This window comes from Rhodobacter sp. JA431 (assembly GCF_900217725.1).
GTDB classification, from domain to species: Bacteria; Pseudomonadota; Alphaproteobacteria; order Rhodobacterales; family Rhodobacteraceae; genus Rhodobacter; species Rhodobacter aestuarii.
Genome location: NZ_OBMP01000002.1, coordinates 392,152 through 406,697, shown reverse-complemented (window position 1 = coordinate 406,697; position 14,546 = coordinate 392,152). Strand labels below are relative to the sequence as shown.

The following is a 14,546-nucleotide window of genomic DNA, read 5'->3' as shown; positions in this document are numbered from 1 at the left end:
CGGGGCGGTCCTCGCGCTTGACAATGGCAGGCGTCTCGCCCACTCAGGGGCGGCGCTGGTTTCTGTCCTATGACAGGCGAAGAGGGAATGCGACAGGGTTTGCGACTGAAACAGTCAAAAACACGAAACGCAGCCGCCCCCGCGACCGTGACCGGAGAGGGCGCCCCGCACCACTGGCAAAAGCCGGGAAGGGGGGGCGACCGTGGGGTTTAGGCCTCGCATCCGCAAGCCGGGAGACCTGCCAGCGTATGTGTTTCGGGCGGACGGGGTGTGCCGCGACCGGGAGGGGCTTCATGCCCGTCTTCGGCCCCGCCCCCAAACCCATTAAGGAGGGGTGATGGCCACCACGCTGCACGTTTGCACCACTTGCCGCCGCGCAGGTGTTGAGCCCGAAGGCGAGGCCCGCCCCGGCGCGCTTTTGCACGCTGCGCTTACCGATCTGCCTTGCCCCGAGGGGGTTACGGTGGTGCCGGTTGAATGCCTATCGGCCTGCACACAGGGTTGTTCGGTGGCGCTTTCGGCCCCCGGTAAATGGTCCTACGTCTATGGCCGCATGGGCCCCGAAGATGCCGCGACCATTTTGGAAGGCGCAGCGCTTTACGCGCAAAGCGCCGATGGCCTCGTGCCGTGGCGCGCGCGGCCCGAAATTTTCCGCAAGCAAAGCCTTGCCCGTATTCCCCCGCAAGATCTGCCCGTTCAGGAGTAAGCCATGTCGGACCTCGTCAAAATTCCCGTCACTGTGATCACCGGCTTTCTGGGCGCGGGCAAAACCACGCTGATCCGCCATCTGATGGCGAACCCGCAGGGCCGCACGCTCGCGGTGTTGGTCAATGAATTTGGCACCGTGGGGGTGGATGGGGACATTCTGCGCCAATGCGCCGATGAAAACTGCCCCGATGAGAACATTGTCGAACTGGCCAATGGCTGCATCTGCTGCACCGTGGCGGATGATTTCATCCCGACGATTGAGGCGCTGATGGCGCGGCCCAATCGCCCCGATCATATCTTGATCGAAACCTCGGGCCTTGCGCTGCCCAAGCCGCTTTTGAAAGCCTTTGACTGGCCCGCGATCCGCTCGAAAATTACCGTTGATGGTGTGATTGCCGTGGCGGATGCCGAGGCCGTGGCGGCGGGCCGTTTTGCGCCCGATGAGGCGGCGGTGGATGCGCAGCGCCAAGCCGATGACAGCATCGACCATGAAACGCCGCTTTCGGAAGTGTTTGAAGATCAGATCGCTTGTGCGGATTTGGTGCTTTTGTCGAAAGCCGATCTCGCGGGCGAGGCAGGCTTGGCCGCCGCGCGCGCGGTGATTGAGGCCGAAGCCCCGCGCAAGCTGCCGATCTTGCCGATGGTCGAGGGCACGATTGACCCGGCGGTGGTCTTGGGCATTGGCGCGGCGGCGGAAGATGATCTGGCCGCGCGGCCAAGCCACCATGATGGGGCCGATGATCACGAGCATGATGATTTTGAAACTGTGGTGATTGAGCTGCCCGAAATCACCGACCCGGCGGCGCTGGTGGCGGCGATTGAACGCTTGGCAACTGAGCAAAACATTTTGCGCGTCAAAGGCCATGTCGCGGTGGCGGGCAAGCCGATGCGTTTGCTCGTTCAGGCGGTGGGCGCGCGCGTGCGCCATCAATATGACCAGCCTTGGGGCGACCGCGCCCGCCGCTCCGCGCTTGTGGTCATTGCCGAGCATGATGATGTGAATGAAGCCGCGATCCGCGACGTGCTGCTTTCCGGGGTGTCTGCCTGATGCATGTCGTCTTCCGCGAAAGCCACGGGCTTGAGGAAACCGAGGTGCCGACCGATCTTGGTCAGCGCCCGGCGGACCTTGTGGCGCTGTCTTTCTCTGACAGCGACCTTGGCGCTTTCGCGGCGGGCTGGAAACGGGCGGGCGGCAAACTGCCGACGCTGCGGTTGGCAAACCTTGTGGCGCTGCGCCACCCGGTTTCGGTCGATACTTATGTGGAAAATACACTCTCCGGAGCCAAGGGCATTTTGATCCGCCTGATCGGCGGAGAGGCGTATTGGCCCTATGGGCTGGCCTCGGTGCAAGACTTGTGCCGCCGCAAGGGGATCGCTTTGGCGGTGCTGCCCGCGGATGGGCGCGAGGATGAACGGCTCGATGCGCTCTCGACCCTGCCGGTCTCGACGCTGCGGCGGCTCAAAGAGCTTTGCGATGCGGGCGGCGCGGTGGCCGCACAAGCGGCGCTGTCGCAACTCGCGCTGGCCTCGGGCCTTTATGCGCCGCCGGTGCCGGGCGATAAGCGGCTGCCCGATTGGGGGTTTTATGATCCGGCCAAGGGCGTGATCGCCGCGCCTGAGGGCGAGGGGCCCTTGGCGCTGGTGTCGTTTTATCGCTCCTATCTGACCTCGGCTGATACCGCGCCGGTGGATGCGCTGATCGAAGGGCTGCGCGCGCGCGGCTTTGCGGCTTACGGGCTTTTTGCGGCGTCGTTAAAGGCCGAGGGCTTGGGCGATGCTGTGCAAGCCCGGCTTGACGGGCACGCCCCGGCGCTGATCGTCAATGCCACCGCCTTTTCGGCGCAGGGTACAGATGGCACCACGCCCTTTGACCGCTATGGCGTGCCGGTTTTCCAAGTCGCCCTTTCGACCGCGCGCAAACGCGATTGGGCGGAGGCCGAGCGGGGCCTTTCGCCAGCGGATTTGGCGATGCATGTGGTGCTACCCGAGGTGGATGGGCGGCTTTTCGCGGGGGTTGTGTCTTTCAAGGCCCCCGAACCGCGCGACCCGGATTTGGAATATGCCCGCTTTGCCCACCGTGCCGATGCAGGCCGCATCACCGCGGCGCTCGACCGGATCACGGGCTGGCATGAACTTGCCCAAACCCCGGTGGCGCAGCGGCGCTTGGCGGTGGTGCTCTCGACCTATCCGGGCCGGGATTGGCAGATGGCTCATGCGGTGGGGCTGGATGCTTTGGCCTCGACCGAAGGTTTGTTGAGCCAATTGGCCGATGAAGGTTATGGGGTCAGCGCGGGCGCTCCGGTAGAAAGCCTGACCGCTGCGCGCCACGCTTGGCCTTTGGCTGAGTATTTGGCGGCGCTTGAAACCTTGCCCGAACAATTGCGCGAAGACCTGGCCGAGGCTTGGGGCGCGCCGGAAGATGACCCCGCCTTCCAAGACGGGGCCTTCCATTTTGCTGCGTTGCAGCGGGGTGCCGCATGGGTGGCGCTGCAGCCCGAGCGTGGTGCGGTCACCACCCGCGATGACGATTATCACGACCTGAGCCGCACCCCGCGCCACGCCTATGTGGCGTTTTATCTGTGGCTGCGCGCGCAAGGCGTGCAGGCGCTGTGCCATATGGGTGCGCATGGCACGCTGGAATGGTTGCCGGGCAAAGCGGTGGCTTTGTCAGAAACCTGCTGGCCCGAGGCGCTTTGGACCCGGCCCGTCATTTACCCGTTCATCGTCAATGATCCCGGCGAGGCGGCGCAGGCCAAGCGCCGTTTGGGCGCGGTGACGCTGGGCCACCTTCCGCCGCCACTCGCCCAAGCCGCCGTGCCCGAGGGGATGACGCGGCTCGAACGGCTTTTGGATGAATATTCCACCGCCGACGGGCTCGACCCCGCGCGTCGCGACCGGCTGATTGCCGATATTCGCGATGAGGCGCGGGCTTCCGGGGTAGAGGATGATCTGGGCATCCCGTCAGAGGCATCGGCGGCAGAAGCGATCACCCGGATCGACCGCTTTGTCTGCGACATCAAAGAAAGCCAGTTTGGCGATGGGCTGCATGTGCTGGGGCAGGGCGCTTGTGGGGCCGAGGAACGCGCGGGGCTGACGGCGGCGCTTTCGGGCGCGCGCGTCGTCCCCGGCCCCTCGGGCAGCCCCGCGCGGGGGCGCGCCGATGTGCTGCCCACCGGGCGCAATCTTTTTGCGGTGGATCCGCGCGCCGTGCCCTCGCGCGCCGCTCATGCCCAAGGGGTGAAACTGGCCGAGGAATTGCTGCGCAAGCACCTGCAAGATCAAGGCGATTGGCCCAAAGGGCTGGTGATTGACCTTTGGGGCAGCGCCACCATGCGCACTGCAGGCGAGGAATTCGCAATGGCGCTGCATCTCGCGGGGCTGAAGCCCGTGTGGGACGAGGGCGCGGCCCGTGTTTCAGGTGTTGAGGTCATTCCGCTCGCGCTTTTGGGGCGACCGCGCATTGATGTGACGCTACGCGTCTCCGGCCTTTTCCGCGATATCTTTCCGGGTTTGGCCCAGCTTTTTGAAACCGGGGCCGAGGCTTTGGCTTTGCGCGAAGAAAGTGTGGACGATAACCCCTATGCCCGCCCCGCGCCGCGGGTTTTTGGGCCACGGCCCGGCCAATATGGGCTCGGTATGGGCGAAGCGCTTGACCATTTCACGCCCGAAGCCCGCGCTGCAGCGGGTGAGGCATGGCTCAATGCCTCCTCCTACGCGATTGATAAAAAGGGTGAAATCCGCGCGGACCGGGCCGGGCTTGAGGCGCGCCTGATGGGGGCGGATAGCTTTGTGCATGCGCAAGACCTGCCAGAGTCAGATGTGCTCTTGGCCGCCGATTACGCCGCGCATGAGGCAGGCTTTGCCGCGGCCCTTGCCCGCCTTGGGGCGGAAGCGCCCGCACTTTACCACCTCGACGCCACGGACCCCGCGCGCCCACGGGCCCGCACTTTGCCCGAAGAAATTGCCCGCGTCGTGCGCGCCCGCGCCACCAACCCGGCTTGGGTCTCTGGCATGATGCGGCACGGCTTTCGCGGTGGGGCCGAGATTGCGGCAACGCTTGATCACATGGCCGCTTTCGCGCATCTGGCCCAAGTCGTGCCCGCGCATCTCTTTGACCTTTATCATGAGGCCACTTTGGGCGACGAGGCCGTGGTCGATTTTCTTGAAACCGCCAACCCGCAGGCGCTCGCCGCGATGCGCGACCTTTTCCGCCGTTTGGCCGAGGCCGGGCTGTGGCAGACCCGGCGCAATTCCATTGCCGCAAGCCTTGAAGAACGGCTATGAGCGCACAACCCTTTTCGGAGACCCGCAATGCCCTATGAGTATGAGAAGGACGGCGCGAAGATTTACGTGCAATCCTTCGCCACGATCCGCGCAGAGGCCGATCTGGCCCGTTTCACCCCCGAAGAAGAGGTGGTCGCAGTGCGGATGATCCATGCGGCGGGCATGGTGGGGCTAGAAAAACACGTCCAATTCGCGCCGGGCATGGCGATTGCGGCGCGGGCTGCGCTTGAGGCGGGCGCGCCGATCCTGTGCGATGCGCGCATGGTGAGCGAGGGGATCACCCGCGCGCGTCTGCCGGCAAACAACGAAGTGATCTGCACGCTGCAAGACCCGCGCGTGCCGGAGATGGCGAAAGAGATGGGCAACACCCGCTCCGCCGCCGCGTTGGAATTGTGGCGGCCCAAACTGGCTGGCGCGGTGGTGGCAATTGGCAATGCGCCGACCGCTTTGTTTCACCTGCTCAACATGCTTGAAGACCCCGATTGCCCGCGTCCGGCCGCGATCATTGGCTGCCCCGTGGGCTTTATTGGCGCGGCGGAATCGAAAGCTGCGCTGGCCGAGGCGAACCCGGTGCCATGGGTCGTGGTGGAGGGGCGCTTGGGCGGCTCTGCCATTACCGTTGCGGCGGTCAATGCGCTTGCCTGTCGGAAGGAATAATCATGGGGCGGATCATCTGCGCAGGGCTTGGCCCGGGCGACCCAGACCTCATTTCGGTCAAATCAGACCGCGCCATTCGCGGCGCCAGCGATATTGCCTATTTCCGCAAAGCCGGTCGCGCGGGCCAAGCGCGGCGCATTGTCGAAGGCATGCTTTCCCCGCAAGTCACTGAACACGCGATGGAATATCCGGTCACGACCGAGCTTCCCTTTGACAGCCCCGGCTATATTACCGCGCTGGCGGACTTCTACGATGACTGGGCGTCGCGGCTTCTTGAACTTACGAAAACCCGCGACATCGTGGTGCTGTGCGAAGGCGACCCCTTCTTCTATGGTTCGTTCATGCACCTTTACACCCGCCTGTTGGGCAAGGTGGAGGTTGAAGTGATCCCCGGTATTCCGGGCATGGTCGGCTGTTGGACAGCAACGGGCGAACCGATCACTTGGGGCGATGATGTGTTGACCGTTTTGGCCGGCACTTTGCCCGAGGAAGAACTGGCTCGCCACATGGCCGCGACAGATGCGCTGGTGGTGATGAAAACCGGGCGCAACCTGCCCAAAATCAAGCGCGCGCTGGCGGCGGTGGGCAAGCTAGAGGCTGCATGGCTTGTTGAACGCGGCACCATGCCCGACCAGCGCCTTGCGCAGCTGACCGAGGTGGAAGAAAACGACTGCCCCTATTTCGCGATCGTGCTGGTGCACGGGCAGGGGCGGCGGCCTGAGAAAGGAACCCCGGAATGAGCGGTTGGGTTGTGGTCGCGGGGCTTGGCCCCGGCAAAGAGACACTGGTCACGCCCGAGGTGACGGCGGCGGTCGATCAGGCCACCGATATTGTGGGCTATATTCCCTATGTCGCGCGCATCGCCCCGCGCGAAGGGCTGACGCTGCACGCCTCGGACAACCGGGTTGAACTTGATCGTGCCCGCCATGCCCTTGAAATGGCACGCGATGGGAAGCGCGTGGTGATTGTTTCGTCTGGCGATCCGGGCGTCTTTGCGATGGCGTCTGCTTTGTTTGAGGCTTACGAGGCGCATCCCGAATTTGCCGAGATCGAGATCCGCATCTTGCCCGGTATTACGGCCATGCTGGCAGCGGCAGCGGCGGCGGGTGCGCCCTTGGGGCATGATTTCTGCGCGATCAACCTCAGCGATAACCTCAAACCGTTTGAACTGGTCGAACATCGTCTGCGCCATGCCGCGCGCGGCGATTTTGCGATGGCGTTTTACAACCCGCGCTCGAAATCGCGTCCGCATCAGTTCACCCGCGTGCTTGAAGTGCTGCGCGAGGAATGTGAGCCCGAGCGGTTGATCTTGTTTGCCCGTGCGGTCTCCACGCCCGAGCAGCGGATCAACACCGTTACTTTGGCCGAGGCCACGCCGGAAATGGCCGATATGCGCACCGTGGTGCTGGTGGGCAATTCCACCACCCGCCGCGTGGGGCCGTGGGTCTATACTCCGCGCGGCGTCGCGCCGTGATCTGCGAGCCAGTGCAGCACCCCGTCGAGCGTGTCGCGGATGCTGCGCTGCGGCACATGCGGCCGATCAATCAAAATCACCGGAATCTGCAGCGCGCGGGCGGCGATCAGTTTCGCCTCCGCCCCTGCGCCCCCGGCGTTTTTCGCCACGATATGGGTGATACTTTCGCTGCGCAGCAATTCTGTATCCCCTTGAACATCAAAGGGGCCGCGCGCCACCACAGCCCGCGCATTTTGCAAGGGCAGCATTTCGCCCGGCGGGTCCACCAAGCGCAGCAAATAGAAATGCTGCGGCGCGGCGTTAAACGCGGCGAGGTTCTGCTTTCCTATCGCCAAGAACACCCGCGCGGGATCATGCGGCAGTGCAGCAATCGCGCCCTCAAGGTCGGGGACGTGGGTCCAAGCATCGGCGGGTTGGGCGGTCCAAGGCGCGCGTTCAAAGGCGCACAGCGGCACCCCGGTTTGGGCGCAAGCGGCCACGGCATTGGTGCTCATTTGCGCGGCGAACGGGTGCGTGGCGTCAATCACATGGGTGATGTTTTCAGCTTTCAGAAAAGCGCAAAGGCCCTCCACCCCGCCAAACCCGCCCACCCGTGTGGGCAGGGGTTGCGGCACGGGTTTGTAGGTGCGCCCAGCATAGGAAAACACCGCGTCAAACCCTTGGTCTACAAGGGTTTTGGCCAATCGGCTGGCTTCCGTGGTGCCGCCCAGCAAAAGGAGGCGTGTCATGTCTGATCCTTGGCTTTCGATCATTGGTTTGGGCGAAGATGGCCTTGATGGGCTGCCCTTGGCAAGCCGGGAAGCGCTCAATGACGCGCAACTGATCTTTGGCGGGCCGCGGCATTTGGCGCTGGTGGGCGCGGGGGATCGCGGGCGGCCTTGGCCCGTGCCCTTTGACATTGCGCCGGTGCTCGCCGCGCGCGGCACGCCTGCGGTGGTGCTGGCCTCTGGCGATCCGTTTTGGTGCGGCGCGGGGGCGAGCCTCGCGGCAAAGCTCGCGGCGCATGAATGGCGCGCGATCCCGGCGCCCGGCGTCGTGTCGCTTCTGTGTTCGCGGCTCGGCTGGCGGGGCGAAAGCGTCACGGCGATGGGCCTTCATGCCGCGCCCTTCACCCGGTTGCGCCCCGAACTGGCGCGCGGCGCGCAGATCATTGTGACGATGCGCGATGGCGCGGCGGTGGGGGAACTTGCCGCTTGGCTCACGGCCCACAGCTATGGCGCGGTGCGGATGGTTGTGGCGGAAAACTTGGGCGGCCCGCAAGAGAGGCTGCGCAACATCGCCGCGCAAGACTATGACCTCAAAGAGGTTTCCGCTTTGGTGGCGGTTGCGCTTGATGGTGCGGACCTTGCCTCAGAGGTGGGGCTTTCGCGCGTGCCGGGGCGGCTAGAAAGTGCTTTTCAACATGACGGCCAAATCACCAAATCCCCGTTTCGCGCGCTCACGCTCGCAGCGCTTGCGCCCCGCAAGGGGGAGCTTTTGTGGGATATTGGTGGCGGTTCGGGTTCTGTCTCAGTGGAATGGTGCTTGGCCGGGGGGCGGGCGCTGACCATCGAGCCGCGCGCGGACCGGATTGGAAACATCAAAGCCAATATCGCGGGCTTCGGCCTTGGCGCGCAGATGCGGGCCATTCATGGCAGCGCGCCCGATGCTTTGGACGGTTTGCCGCTGCCGGATGCCGTTTTCATCGGCGGCGGCGGGTCAGAGGCGCTTTACACCCGGTTGTGGGAGCTTTTGCCCGAAGGCACCCGGCTCGTGGCGAATGGGGTGACGCTGGAAACCGAAAGCCTGCTCGCCAGCTTGCACGCGCGCCACGGCGGTAGCTTGATGCGGGTCGACATCGCCCAATCCGAGCCCTTGGGGCGGATGCGCGGTTGGTCGGCCTCGCGCCCGCAGGTGCAATGGAGTGTGGTGCGGTGAGGGTCGCGGGCCTTGGCTTTCGCAAGGGCACGGTGGATTTCACGGCGGCGCTTTTGGCCGCCGGTCCGGTGGATGCCCTTGCAACCGCCGCGGAAAAGGCCCAAGAGCTTGCCGCCGCCCTGCCGGGGCAGCGCGTGATCGGGGTTGAGGTGCGCGGGGTCGAAACGCCCACGCAATCGCCCCGCGTTCTGGCGCTGATGGGCACAGGATCGGTGGCCGAAGCGGCGGCACTGCGGGCCGCAGGGCGCGGCGCGCGGCTGGAAGGGCCAAGACAGGTGATCGGCGGGGTAACGCTTGCCGTGGCTGAAGGAGAGGGCGAATGACGGTGCATTTCATCGGCGCGGGGCCGGGCGCAGCAGATTTGATCACTTTGCGCGGGCGCGATCTGATCGCCTCTTGCCCGGTGTGCCTTTATGCGGGCAGCCTTGTGCCGCTTGCGCTTTTGAGCCACTGCCCGGATGGCGCGAAAATCGTCAACACCGCGCCGCTCAGCCTTGATGAGATCATCGCCGAAATTCAGGCCGCGCATGAGGCGGGCCAAGATGTCGCCCGGCTCCATTCGGGTGATTTGTCGGTCTGGTCGGCGATGGGCGAGCAGCTGCGCCGGTTGCGCGCGCTTGGTATTCCTTATGATGTGACGCCGGGTGTGCCCTCGTTTGCGGCGGCGGCGGCGACTTTGGGTGCGGAACTCACCCTGCCGGGCGTGGCGCAATCTGTCATTCTGACCCGCACCTCTGGCCGCGCCTCGGCCATGCCCGAGGGTGAGACGCTGGAAAACTTCGCCCGCACCGGCGCGGTTTTGGCCATTCACCTCTCGGTCCATGTCCTTGAAGATGTGGTGGAAAAGCTTACCCCCTATTACGGGTCAGATTGCCCGGTGGCGGTGGTGTGGCGCGCAAGTTGGCCCGATCAGCGGGTAGTGCGCGCAACCCTTGGCAGCCTGCAAACGGCGGTGGGGGCCGAGATGGAGCGCACCGCTCTGATCATGGTGGGCCGCTCGCTCGATACCGAAGAGTTTGACGAAAGCCGCCTTTACGCGGGCGATTATGACCGCCGCTACCGCCCGGTTGGGACCGAGCCGCGCTTCCCGGAGGGCACGGAATGAGCGGTTACGTCTCTTTTGTGTCCTCTGGCCCCGGCGATCCGGAACTGCTGACGTTGAAGGCGGCTGACCGGCTTGCCAAGGCGGATGTGGTGCTTTTCGATGACCTGTCTGCCGGGCCGATCTTGGGCCATGCGCGCGAAGGCGCGGAACTGATCGCTGTTGGCAAACGCGCGGGGCGGCCCTCGCCCAAGCAAGACCATGTGAGCCGTTTGCTCGTCGATCATGCGCTGACCGGGCAAAAGGTTGTGCGGCTGAAATCGGGTGACTCTGGCCTTTTTGGGCGGCTGGAAGAGGAACTGGTCGCGCTGCAAGAGGCGGGTATCTCTTATGAAATCATCCCCGGTGTGCCTTCGGCCTGTGCGGCGGCGGCGGCGGCGGGGATGCCGCTCACGCGCCGCCTCACCGCGCGGCGGGTGCAATTTGTGACCGGCGCCGATGTGACGGGGGATCTGCCCGAAACGCTCAATTGGGCGGCTTTGGCCGACCCGGCGGCGACCACGGTTGTCTTTATGGGCAAGCGCACCTTCCCAAAGCTCGCGGCAGATTTGGTCGCGCATGGGCTTTCGCCGGACACGCCCACGCTTTTGGCCGAAGCCGTGGGGCACCCCGAACAAAGCCTGCACCGCTCCACCATCGCCAAGCTTGCGGCGGAGCTGGCCGAGGCACGCTCAAACCACCCCGCGCTGATCCTTTACGGCCCGCTTTACGACCCGGAGGGCTAAGATGATCGAGCTTACGCTGATTGGCATCGGCACCGGCAATCCGGCCCATGTCACGCTGCAAGCGATTGCCGCGATGAATGCCGCCGATCTGATCTTGATCCCGCTTAAAGGGGCCGACAAATCCGACCTTGCGGGCCTGCGCCGCGCGATTTGTGCCACCCATATCACCAACCTCGCCACCAAAGTGGTGGAGTTCGACCTGCCCGTGCGCGATGCAGCAAACCCGTCTTACCGCAAAGGCGTGGATGATTGGCATGATGCGATTGCGGAGGCGTGGCTTGTCCAGATCACCGCGCAATGCCCTGATCTAAATGGCAAAGTCGCGCTTTTGGTTTGGGGGGACCCGGCGCTTTATGACAGCACCTTGCGCATCGCCGCGCGGCTGGAAAAACGCATCGCGCTGACCACCAAGGTCATTCCCGGCATTACTGCGATTCAGGCGCTTTGTGCAGCTCATGCGATCCCGCTGAATGACATTGGCGCGCCCTTTGTCATCACCACCGGGCGGCAAATCCGCGACCACGGCTGGCCCGCTGCCGCCGATACGGTTGTGGTGATGCTCGATGGCGAATGTTCGTTCCAAAGCCTTGATCCGCAGGGCATTTCGATCTGGTGGGGCGGCTGTGTCGCGATGCCCGAAGAGGTGCTGGTGGCGGGGCCTTTGGCCGAGGTGACGGAGCAAATTCTGGCCACCCGCGCGGCCCTGCGTGCAACCCACGGTTGGGTCATGGATATTTACCTGATGCGCCGCAGCCTTTGACGCAGGCGCAAGGGTTGACAGTTTGGTGACAGGGGGGATACTTCCCCCGATGGTTCCCAACGGGATGGGATTAATAGGGAACACGGTGAGGATTACCCATCAGGGGCCAAATCCGTGACTGCCCCCGCAACTGTGAGCGGCGAGACCCGGTCGTATGCCACTGACTGCCCTGTCCACGGGGAGCACCAGTCGGGAAGGTGACCGGTTCCGTGACCCGCAAGTCAGGAGACCTGCCATCGCTCGAGCGTCGCAAGCCTTCCCGGGGCGGGGTGCCCCCGGCCTTCGAAAAGCGGCGCGTCTGAAGTGGAAGGACGTTTTACATGCATATTATGGAGGGGTATCTCCCCGCTTCCCATGCCATTGGATGGTATGCGGTTTCCGCCCCGTTTTTTGTCGCGGGGGCGTTGAAAATTCGCAAAATCGTGGCCGAGCGGCCTGAGGCGCGGATGACGCTGGCTGCCTCTGGCGCTTTTGCCTTTGTGCTTTCGGCGCTGAAAATCCCCTCGGTGACGGGCTCGTGTTCGCACCCAACCGGCACCGGGCTTGGCGCGATTATCTTTGGCCCCTCGGTGATGGCGGTTTTGGGTGTGATTGTGCTGTTGTTCCAAGCGCTTCTTTTGGCGCATGGCGGGCTGACCACGCTGGGTGCCAATGCGTTTTCGATGGCGATTGTCGGCCCTTGGGTTGCTTGGGGGATTTGGAAGCTGGGCCGGGGCGTGGGCCTCTCGGTCGCTTTCAGCGTCTTCTTCGCGGCGATGCTGGGCGATTTGGCCACCTATGTCACCACCGCGCTGCAGCTGGCGTTGGCCTATCCGGACCCGGTCTCTGGCTTTATCGGGGCGGCCGTGAAATTCGGCTCGATCTTTGCCTTCACGCAAGTGCCGCTCGCCATTGTCGAAGGCTTGCTGACCGTGATCGTGATGGATGCGCTGGCGGGCAAAGTGCCCGATGATCAAAAGCTGCGCATCTTGGCCGGGGAGGCGCGCTGATGGGCAAGAACCGGACCTTGTGGCTGTTGTTGGCCGTTGTCGTTTTGGCGGTTGTGCCGCTTTTGATGGGCGGCGAATTTGGCGGGGCCGATGGGGCTGCTGCTGAATTGATTGAGGCAGAAAACCCCGGTTTCGTGCCTTGGGCGAACCCGCTTTGGGAACCGCCCAGCGGCGAAATCGAAAGCCTGCTTTTCGCCCTGCAAGCGGCGATTGGCGCGTTTGTCATTGGCTATGTCGTTGGCCGTCGGCATGAACGCGCCAAAACCACGCAAAAGCCGGAAGGGCGCGCCGTCAGCGACGCCGCGTGAAGAACGGAAACAGCCTGAATGTCGATTGCCTCTCTTGACCGGATCGCCTCTACGGGGCGCTGGCGCAACCGCCCCTTGGCAGAGAAGGCACTGATCGGCCTTGGCTTTTTGATCTTGGCGGTGACCTTGCCCCCGTGGCCGGGGGCCGTTTTCGTGACGGCGGCGATGCTCGCCGTCACCTTTGGGCTGGCACGGGTGTCGTTTAAGCTTTGGCTCGCCATTGCCGCGCTGCCCTTGGGCTTTTTGATCCCCGGATCGCTTGTTCTTTTGGTGCAACTTGGCCCCGAGGGCATTGGCCTTGCGCCGGAGGGCGCGCAAGAGGCCGTGCTTTTGGTACTGCGCGCGCTGGCCGCCACCACCTGCTTGATTTTCCTTGCCACCACCACGCCCGCCGCCGATCTTGTCGCCGGGTTGCGCCGGGTCGGCCTGCCGTCTGAAATCGTTGAAATTGCGCTTTTGATGTATCGCTTCGTCTTCATTCTCGCCGAAGAGGCCGCCGTCATGACCGTGGCGCAACGCGCCCGTTTGGGCCATTCCACCCGCGCGCGCTGGCTGCGCTCCACCGGCCAAGTGATCGCCGCCCTTTTGCCGCGCGCGATGGCACGGGCGCGGCGGCTTGAGGTCGGGCTGGCCGCGCGCGGCTGGCAAGGGGAGATGCGGGTGCTAAGCGACCGCGCGAGCGCCTCTTGGGCGAGCTTGGGCGCGATCTTGGCCGCGCAAGCCGCTGTTGCCATGTTGGGGATGCTGCTGTGACCGCCATCCTGTCTGCCGAGGCTTTGCGCTACGCCTTTCCGGGCGATGTGACGGCGCTGGATGGGCTGAGCCTCTCTGTCGCGGCGGGCGAAAGCCTCGCGATTTTGGGCCCGAATGGTGCTGGCAAATCCACGCTGTTGCTGCACCTTAACGGCAGTTTGCGCCCGCAAAGCGGGCAGGTGCTGTTGGGGGGCGCTCCGGTCGGCTATTCCCGCAAGGCGCTCACCGAATGGCGTCGCCGCGTCGCGCTTGTGTTGCAAGATGCCGATGATCAGCTTTTCGCCGCGACGGTGTTTGAAGATGTCTCCTTCGGCCCGCTGAACCTTGGGCTGAGCGCGGCGGAGGCCCGCGCGCGGGTTGAAGAAGCGCTTGAAATGCTGTCGATCTCTGATCTGCGCGACCGACCCACGCATATGCTTTCGGGCGGGCAAAAACGGCGCGTGGCGATTGCGGGTGCGGTGGCGATGCGCCCCGAAGTGCTTTTGCTGGATGAACCCACGGCGGGGCTTGATGAGGCGGGCTCGGCGCAGCTGATCGCGCTGTTGCAAGGGCTGATGGCGCGCGGCATGACGCTTGTGTTTTCCACCCATGACGTGGAGCTGGCCTGTGCTTTGGCGAGCCGGGTCGCGCTTTTCCGTGCGGGCCAAGTGGTGGGGCAGGGCGTGGCCAGTGATATTTTGAGCGACCGTGCAGCACTCACCCAAGTGGGGCTTGCCCCGCCGCTTTTGTATGACCTCGCCCTGCGCGCGCGGGATTTGGGGCTGCTCGATCCAACCGCCGCGCTTCCCCGCACCCGCGCGGCGTTTGAGGCGCTGATGCAGGGCTGGGCAAAGCGGTGAGCCCCGCGCGACCACGCTTGCCCGCCCCGT

General features: G+C 64.5%; 16 protein-coding genes and 2 riboswitches. Of the genes, 15 read left to right on the top strand and 1 reads right to left on the bottom strand.

Translation table 11 applies throughout. The features are described from left to right. The first annotated feature begins 39 nt into the window (after nucleotides 1-39). Nucleotides 40-261: riboswitch (cobalamin riboswitch) on the top strand. A gap of 76 nt (nucleotides 262-337) precedes the next feature. Genes CRO18_RS05650 through cobJ form a run of 6 tightly spaced genes read left to right on the top strand, consistent with a single transcriptional unit; the run spans nucleotide 338 to nucleotide 7,123 of the window. Beyond that, nucleotides 338-706 (top strand): DUF1636 domain-containing protein, encoded by a 369-nt coding sequence (locus tag CRO18_RS05650; protein WP_097081371.1) that lies wholly within the window; start codon nucleotides 338-340, stop codon nucleotides 704-706. Between the two features lie 3 nt (nucleotides 707-709). Next, a complete protein-coding gene (gene cobW, locus CRO18_RS05645) occupies nucleotides 710-1,756 on the top strand; it encodes a cobalamin biosynthesis protein CobW (protein WP_097081370.1) in 1,047 nt (348 codons plus the stop codon). After that, on the top strand, nucleotides 1,756-4,992 hold the full coding sequence (cobN, locus tag CRO18_RS05640; protein WP_097081369.1) for a cobaltochelatase subunit CobN: 3,237 nt from the start codon (nucleotides 1,756-1,758) through the stop codon (nucleotides 4,990-4,992). Before cobW ends, cobN begins: the two co-directional genes overlap by 1 nt. Nucleotides 4,993-5,019: 27 nt before the next feature. Continuing rightward, nucleotides 5,020-5,649: a precorrin-8X methylmutase gene (locus CRO18_RS05635; protein WP_076483267.1), complete on the top strand. Its 630-nt coding sequence runs from the start codon at nucleotides 5,020-5,022 to the stop codon at nucleotides 5,647-5,649. 2 nt (nucleotides 5,650-5,651) lie between these two features. Then, nucleotides 5,652-6,389 carry a precorrin-2 C(20)-methyltransferase gene (locus CRO18_RS05630; RefSeq protein WP_170952564.1) on the top strand — a complete coding sequence of 246 codons (738 nt, stop codon included), beginning with the start codon at nucleotides 5,652-5,654 and terminating at the stop codon, nucleotides 6,387-6,389. Beyond that, nucleotides 6,386-7,123, top strand: coding sequence for a precorrin-3B C(17)-methyltransferase (gene cobJ, locus CRO18_RS05625; RefSeq protein ID WP_097081368.1), 738 nt, complete (start codon nucleotides 6,386-6,388; stop codon nucleotides 7,121-7,123). Before CRO18_RS05630 ends, cobJ begins: the two co-directional genes overlap by 4 nt. On the opposite strand, the gene CRO18_RS05620 is transcribed toward cobJ, so the two are convergent. Further along, nucleotides 7,096-7,851 (bottom strand): cobalt-precorrin-6A reductase, encoded by a 756-nt coding sequence (locus tag CRO18_RS05620; protein ID WP_097081367.1) that lies wholly within the window; start codon nucleotides 7,849-7,851, stop codon nucleotides 7,096-7,098. The two genes, cobJ and CRO18_RS05620, sit on opposite strands and share 28 nt — an antisense overlap. On the opposite strand from CRO18_RS05620, the gene cbiE reads away from it, so the two are divergent. From cbiE to CRO18_RS05575, 9 genes are all read left to right on the top strand, one after another. Continuing rightward, the gene (cbiE, locus tag CRO18_RS05615; protein ID WP_097081366.1) at nucleotides 7,850-9,040 is read left to right on the top strand and encodes a precorrin-6y C5,15-methyltransferase (decarboxylating) subunit CbiE; all 1,191 of its coding nucleotides are present in this window, start codon (nucleotides 7,850-7,852) and stop codon (nucleotides 9,038-9,040) included. The two genes, CRO18_RS05620 and cbiE, sit on opposite strands and share 2 nt — an antisense overlap. Continuing rightward, on the top strand, nucleotides 9,022-9,363 hold the full coding sequence (locus CRO18_RS05610; RefSeq protein ID WP_076483271.1) for a cobalamin biosynthesis protein: 342 nt from the start codon (nucleotides 9,022-9,024) through the stop codon (nucleotides 9,361-9,363). The genes cbiE and CRO18_RS05610 overlap by 19 nt, the downstream gene beginning before the upstream one ends. Then, nucleotides 9,360-10,145: a precorrin-4 C(11)-methyltransferase gene (cobM, locus tag CRO18_RS05605; protein ID WP_097081365.1), complete on the top strand. Its 786-nt coding sequence runs from the start codon at nucleotides 9,360-9,362 to the stop codon at nucleotides 10,143-10,145. The genes CRO18_RS05610 and cobM overlap by 4 nt, the downstream gene beginning before the upstream one ends. Then, the gene (gene cobA / locus CRO18_RS05600; RefSeq protein WP_097081364.1) at nucleotides 10,142-10,867 is read left to right on the top strand and encodes a uroporphyrinogen-III C-methyltransferase; all 726 of its coding nucleotides are present in this window, start codon (nucleotides 10,142-10,144) and stop codon (nucleotides 10,865-10,867) included. Before cobM ends, cobA begins: the two co-directional genes overlap by 4 nt. Before the next feature lies 1 nt (nucleotide 10,868). After that, nucleotides 10,869-11,627, top strand: a complete 759-nt coding sequence (gene cobF / locus CRO18_RS05595; protein ID WP_097081363.1) for a precorrin-6A synthase (deacetylating) — start codon at nucleotides 10,869-10,871, stop codon at nucleotides 11,625-11,627. A 33-nt stretch (nucleotides 11,628-11,660) separates the two neighbouring features. After that, nucleotides 11,661-11,880, top strand: a riboswitch (cobalamin riboswitch). 67 nt (nucleotides 11,881-11,947) lie between these two features. After that, the gene (locus CRO18_RS05590; protein WP_097081362.1) at nucleotides 11,948-12,616 is read left to right on the top strand and encodes an energy-coupling factor ABC transporter permease; all 669 of its coding nucleotides are present in this window, start codon (nucleotides 11,948-11,950) and stop codon (nucleotides 12,614-12,616) included. After that, nucleotides 12,616-12,924, top strand: coding sequence for an energy-coupling factor ABC transporter substrate-binding protein (locus CRO18_RS05585; protein ID WP_097081361.1), 309 nt, complete (start codon nucleotides 12,616-12,618; stop codon nucleotides 12,922-12,924). The genes CRO18_RS05590 and CRO18_RS05585 overlap by 1 nt, the downstream gene beginning before the upstream one ends. 18 nt (nucleotides 12,925-12,942) lie before the next feature. Then, nucleotides 12,943-13,677 (top strand): cobalt ECF transporter T component CbiQ, encoded by a 735-nt coding sequence (gene cbiQ / locus CRO18_RS05580; protein WP_097081360.1) that lies wholly within the window; start codon nucleotides 12,943-12,945, stop codon nucleotides 13,675-13,677. Beyond that, complete coding sequence (locus CRO18_RS05575; protein ID WP_097081359.1) at nucleotides 13,674-14,516, top strand: energy-coupling factor ABC transporter ATP-binding protein; 843 nt, start codon at nucleotides 13,674-13,676, stop codon at nucleotides 14,514-14,516. Before cbiQ ends, CRO18_RS05575 begins: the two co-directional genes overlap by 4 nt. Nucleotides 14,517-14,546: the final 30 nt, after the last annotated feature.

Coding starts and splice junctions, on each gene's coding strand:
- CRO18_RS05650 (WP_097081371.1), top strand. CDS start 338: ATGGCCACCACGCTGCACGTTTGCACCACTTGCCGCCGCGCAGGTGTT.
- cobW (WP_097081370.1), top strand. CDS start 710: ATGTCGGACCTCGTCAAAATTCCCGTCACTGTGATCACCGGCTTTCTG.
- cobN (WP_097081369.1), top strand. CDS start 1,756: ATGCATGTCGTCTTCCGCGAAAGCCACGGGCTTGAGGAAACCGAGGTG.
- CRO18_RS05635 (WP_076483267.1), top strand. CDS start 5,020: ATGCCCTATGAGTATGAGAAGGACGGCGCGAAGATTTACGTGCAATCC.
- CRO18_RS05630 (WP_170952564.1), top strand. CDS start 5,652: ATGGGGCGGATCATCTGCGCAGGGCTTGGCCCGGGCGACCCAGACCTC.
- cobJ (WP_097081368.1), top strand. CDS start 6,386: ATGAGCGGTTGGGTTGTGGTCGCGGGGCTTGGCCCCGGCAAAGAGACA.
- cbiE (WP_097081366.1), top strand. CDS start 7,850: ATGTCTGATCCTTGGCTTTCGATCATTGGTTTGGGCGAAGATGGCCTT.
- CRO18_RS05620 (WP_097081367.1), bottom strand. CDS start 7,851: ATGACACGCCTCCTTTTGCTGGGCGGCACCACGGAAGCCAGCCGATTG.
- CRO18_RS05610 (WP_076483271.1), top strand. CDS start 9,022: ATGGAGTGTGGTGCGGTGAGGGTCGCGGGCCTTGGCTTTCGCAAGGGC.
- cobM (WP_097081365.1), top strand. CDS start 9,360: ATGACGGTGCATTTCATCGGCGCGGGGCCGGGCGCAGCAGATTTGATC.
- cobA (WP_097081364.1), top strand. CDS start 10,142: ATGAGCGGTTACGTCTCTTTTGTGTCCTCTGGCCCCGGCGATCCGGAA.
- cobF (WP_097081363.1), top strand. CDS start 10,869: ATGATCGAGCTTACGCTGATTGGCATCGGCACCGGCAATCCGGCCCAT.
- CRO18_RS05590 (WP_097081362.1), top strand. CDS start 11,948: ATGCATATTATGGAGGGGTATCTCCCCGCTTCCCATGCCATTGGATGG.
- CRO18_RS05585 (WP_097081361.1), top strand. CDS start 12,616: ATGGGCAAGAACCGGACCTTGTGGCTGTTGTTGGCCGTTGTCGTTTTG.
- cbiQ (WP_097081360.1), top strand. CDS start 12,943: ATGTCGATTGCCTCTCTTGACCGGATCGCCTCTACGGGGCGCTGGCGC.